The organism is Nautilia sp., assembly GCF_053994455.1.
Window position 1 is genome coordinate 1 of the sequence record NZ_JBMYAU010000131.1, and the last position, 4075, is coordinate 4075.

Annotated in this window: 5 protein-coding genes and 1 pseudogene; 5 read left to right on the forward strand and 1 reads right to left on the reverse strand. The window is 36.5% G+C overall.

Annotated elements, in window-relative coordinates; all coding sequences use genetic code 11:
- Positions 1 to 7: 7 nt before the first annotated feature.
- From ACXJIE_RS09250 to ACXJIE_RS09270, 5 genes are read left to right on the forward strand one after another with little or no spacing between them, the layout of a single operon-like run.
- Entirely contained in the window at positions 8 to 1018 is a 1011-nt protein-coding gene (locus ACXJIE_RS09250) for a CinA family protein (RefSeq protein WP_456480689.1), read from the forward strand.
- A gap of 14 nt (positions 1019 to 1032) precedes the next feature.
- Entirely contained in the window at positions 1033 to 2052 is a 1020-nt protein-coding gene (locus ACXJIE_RS09255) for a bifunctional 3,4-dihydroxy-2-butanone 4-phosphate synthase/GTP cyclohydrolase II (RefSeq protein WP_456480690.1), read from the forward strand.
- Positions 2049 to 2942 carry a ferrochelatase gene (gene hemH / locus ACXJIE_RS09260; RefSeq protein ID WP_456480691.1) on the forward strand — a complete coding sequence of 298 codons (894 nt, stop codon included), beginning with the start codon at positions 2049 to 2051 and terminating at the stop codon, positions 2940 to 2942. Before ACXJIE_RS09255 ends, hemH begins: the two co-directional genes overlap by 4 nt.
- The gene (gene dtd / locus ACXJIE_RS09265; protein ID WP_456480692.1) at positions 2917 to 3342 is read left to right on the forward strand and encodes a D-aminoacyl-tRNA deacylase; all 426 of its coding nucleotides are present in this window, start codon (positions 2917 to 2919) and stop codon (positions 3340 to 3342) included. The genes hemH and dtd overlap by 26 nt, the downstream gene beginning before the upstream one ends.
- Before the next feature lies 1 nt (position 3343).
- Positions 3344 to 3727: a DUF2914 domain-containing protein gene (locus ACXJIE_RS09270; RefSeq protein ID WP_456480693.1), complete on the forward strand. Its 384-nt coding sequence runs from the start codon at positions 3344 to 3346 to the stop codon at positions 3725 to 3727.
- A 121-nt stretch (positions 3728 to 3848) separates the two neighbouring features.
- Here the strand turns inward: ACXJIE_RS09270 and dnaK are convergent.
- A pseudogene (gene dnaK / locus ACXJIE_RS09275) lies at positions 3849 to 4075 on the reverse strand (molecular chaperone DnaK); the annotation flags it as partial.

A 4075-nucleotide genomic window follows, 5' to 3' on the forward strand; every position in this document is an offset into this window, starting at 1 on the left:
GTGAAAAATGGAAATAATCTTCGTAGGCAAAGAATGGAAATTTAAAAACGCGTTAAAAGAGGAATTTTTAAAAAAAGTTCAGTATGACTCTTTAAAATACATCGATACATTCGATATAGATTTTAAACCGCACGATGAAACGATTATAATTACAAACAAAAAAACACATCCGCTAGCAGCAAGAATTTTAGCAAACCTTACAAACCGCCAACTTATAGTTAAAGACGACTTTTTAATTCCGGAGCATTCTAAATATTCAAAAAACAGTTTTTTTATCGACTATTATCATCCCATAAATGTAATTTTGCTTGAAGATAAAGTTCCGGAAATTTTTATTATCACACCCGAATACGAAAGCATTAACATTTTTAAATTCGACAAAGAAACGGTAAATATGTTTTTAGAACCCATATTAAACGCCCATAAACTTTCATATATCGTTATGGAAAACGAAGGGGGGTTCGTAGAAATCGTTACGGAAAAGCTTGAAAATATCGTTAAAAAAGAAATTTTAAACATTATTCCTTACACCGTTTTCGGTAATTTATTCGAACATATCGTAAACAACCTTCCCCCTAAAAAAATAACATTCGCCGAAAGCTGTACGGGAGGATTGATTGCAAGCAGCCTTACGAAAATAAGCGGTTCAAGCAACTGTTTTGACGGAAGCGTTGTAACATACGCTAACAAAATTAAACACGAATGGCTCGGGGTAGAAGAACTGACGCTTGAAAAGTACGGTGCCGTGAGCGAACAGACCGTAAAAGAGATGCTTCTCGGCGCTCTTGAAATCAGCAAAGCGGATTACGCCGTCGCTGTCAGCGGAATTGCGGGTCCTACGGGAGGAACACCGGATAAACCGGTAGGTACGGTGTTTATAGGGGTTGCCAACAAAAAAATACTGAAAGTTGAACAATATTTATTTAAAGGAGAAAGAAATTATATTCAGTATCAGGCAATGATGAACGCGGTTAGAATGTTTATAACATTCAGCGGACTTTATAGTAAAATTTCATAAAAAAAAGGTAGTTTATGCCAAATCCGATAGAAAGAGTAAAAAAAGCGATTGAAGCTATCCAAAAAGGACAGATAATAATAATGATTGACGACGAAGAAAGGGAAAACGAAGGGGATTTGGTATACGCCGGTGTTTTTTCCACCCCTGAGAAAGTGAATTTTCTCGCCAAAGAAGGGAGAGGGCTTATATGTGTCAGTCTTACCAACGATATTGCCGGTAAACTAGAATTAAAACCTATGGTCGATTCAAATAAGGAAAGTTTCTCCACAGCGTTTACGGTAAGCGTGGATGCCAAAGAGTGCACAACGGGAATAAGTGCGTTTGAACGAGATTTAACAATTAAAAAACTATCATCCCCCACCTCCAAACCCGACGATTTTGTAAAACCGGGACATATTTTCCCCCTTGTCGCAAAAGAAGGCGGAGTACTCGTACGTACGGGACATACGGAAGGAAGCGTAGATATTTGTAAATTGGCCGGTGTGTATCCGAGCGCCGTTATATGTGAAATCATGAATGAAGACGGGACGATGGCGAGAAGAAAAGATTTAGCGGAATTTGCAAAAAAACACAATCTCACAGTGGTTTACATATCCGATTTGGTTGAATACAGACTGCAGTTTGAAACGTTAATTACCAAAAAAAAAGAGGAATCAATCGAATTAGACGGAGTTAAGTTTAAAAAAACGGTTTTTAAAGATCATCTCGGCAACGAACATTTCGTTCTTGCAAACAATCCTAAAAAAACAACAAACGTTAAATTTTACAGAGTGACAAAAAATGTGGATTTTCTTTTAAACGGCGATACTTTAAAAGAATACGAAAAAGTGCTCGAATACATTAAATATAACGGCGGAGTTATAATATTTATAGATTCGGATTCAAAAGAATCGGACAAAGAGTACGGAATCGGAGCTCAGATATTAAAAGCGCTCGGAATAAAAAACCTTAATCTTTTCAGCAGGCACAAAAACGAATTCAGCGCTCTTAAAGGGTTCGGAATAAATATAAACAAATATCTGGAGATACAATGAAAGCGATTGTTTTACTCAATATGGGCGGGGCGAGAAGCCCCGAGGAGCTTAAAGAATTTTTATACAATATGTTTAAAGACAAAAGAATCATAAATTCCCCGATAAGACACATATTGGCACCTCTTATTTCCAATCTCAGGTACAAAAAAGTGTGGAAAAATTACGAAAGCATTGGAGGAAGCAGAATATACGACCTCACCGAAAAACTCTGTGACAATATGAAAAGATACACCGACTCCGACATAATATACGCCATGCGTTACACTAAACCCAAACTCAAAGACGTAATCGGTAAATACAAAGAAGTAACGCTTCTGCCGCTTTACCCGCATTATTCATTTACGACATACGAAAGCTCTTTGGACGAGCTGAAAGAAACAGAATATAACGGTAAAGTAAACATAGTAAAACCCTTCTTTGAAAATGAAAGATTTAACGAAATTATTGCGGAAAATATTTTAAATTCAGTTGAAAACCCCGAAGAGTGGCATCTGATTTTTTCTGCCCACGGACTTCCGAAAAAAATGATTGAAAAAGGCGACAAATATCAAGAACATATCGAACAGCACGTTGATATTTTAAAAGAAAAACTCCCTGAATTCAAATCCATAAACCTCGCATACCAGTCGAGATTCGGATTTGCCGAGTGGCTCAAACCTTATCTTCACGAAGAGCTTGAAAAATATAAAAACGAAAAGGTGCTAATTTACCCTATTTCATTTATGATAGACAACAGCGAAACTGATCTGGAGCTGAAAGTGGAGTACAAACATTTGGCAAATGAAATGGGTATAAAGGAATACAAGGTTGTCGAATGTCCGAACGACAGTGAAAAAGCGGCAAAATTTCTTGTGGAGCTTGCGAATGAAAGCAGTACTTCAGAGGGTTAAACATTCAAGCGTATACGTTGAGGGAAAATTAATAAACGAAATAAACAAAGGCCTTAACGTACTTATCGGATTTGAAAAAGGAGATAACGAAGAAAAACTTAAAAAAATGGCAAGAAAAATAGCAAATATAAGGCTTTTCGGTGAAAGGTTTGACAAAAACGTTTCCGATATCGAAGGGGAAATACTGCTAATTCCGAATTTCACCGTCCCGGCCGTTACAAAAAAGGGAACAAGACCAAATTTTCAAAATTCCATGCCGCCTTCGGATGCAAAAGAATTTTATGATAAAATGATAAAAGAATTAAACAAATATATTTCGACAAAAGCGGGAGTTTTCGGAGCAATGATGGAGATAAACATCGTAAACGACGGTCCCGTCACCGTAATTTTGGAGGTATGAGATGAAAAAGGTTATTTTTTTTCTGTTTCTTACGGTTTTTTCTTTCGGATTCGACATTAAAGAATTCGTAACGTGTAAAAACGTTAAAAACCTTACACCGGTTAACATAACCGATACGTTTTTTACAAAAGACAGGAAAGTTTACGCTTTTACCTATTTTACCGACATTAAAGAAAACTTTTTAGTAGATTTCGTATGGGAAAAAGAAGTCAACGGTGTCTGGAAACTTTATGCGGACATACAGCTTCCGGTTTTTGCGGGGATTAGATGGAGAACATATTCAAACATTACCATAAGGCCGTTTTTTGCAGGTAAATGGAGGGTAAGTATCGTAAAAAACAACGAAACTTTAGATTCGAAAGTGTTTTATATTAAAAAAGAATAATTTCATTTCTTTTAATAATTTATAAATTTCTCCTATTAGCAACTGAAAAAATATATTACCTTCAACGGTTTTTGTGTCTGACACTATAAATTATATAATAAAAAAAGAACAGGAAGCGGGATTATTCCACTTCCGCATCGATAACGTCGTCTTCACCGCCTTTATTTTGTTGCTGATTCGCTCCGCTTTGTGGCTGCTGCTGTTGAGCCATATTCTGCGCGACTTTTTGCATTTCTGCCGTAATTTCGTTTTTAAGGCTGTCGATTTTGCTTTTATCTTCGCTTTGCTGCTCGATAAGCTCTTTAGCTTCTTTGATTTTAGCTTCAAGCACGCTTACATCGCCTAGTT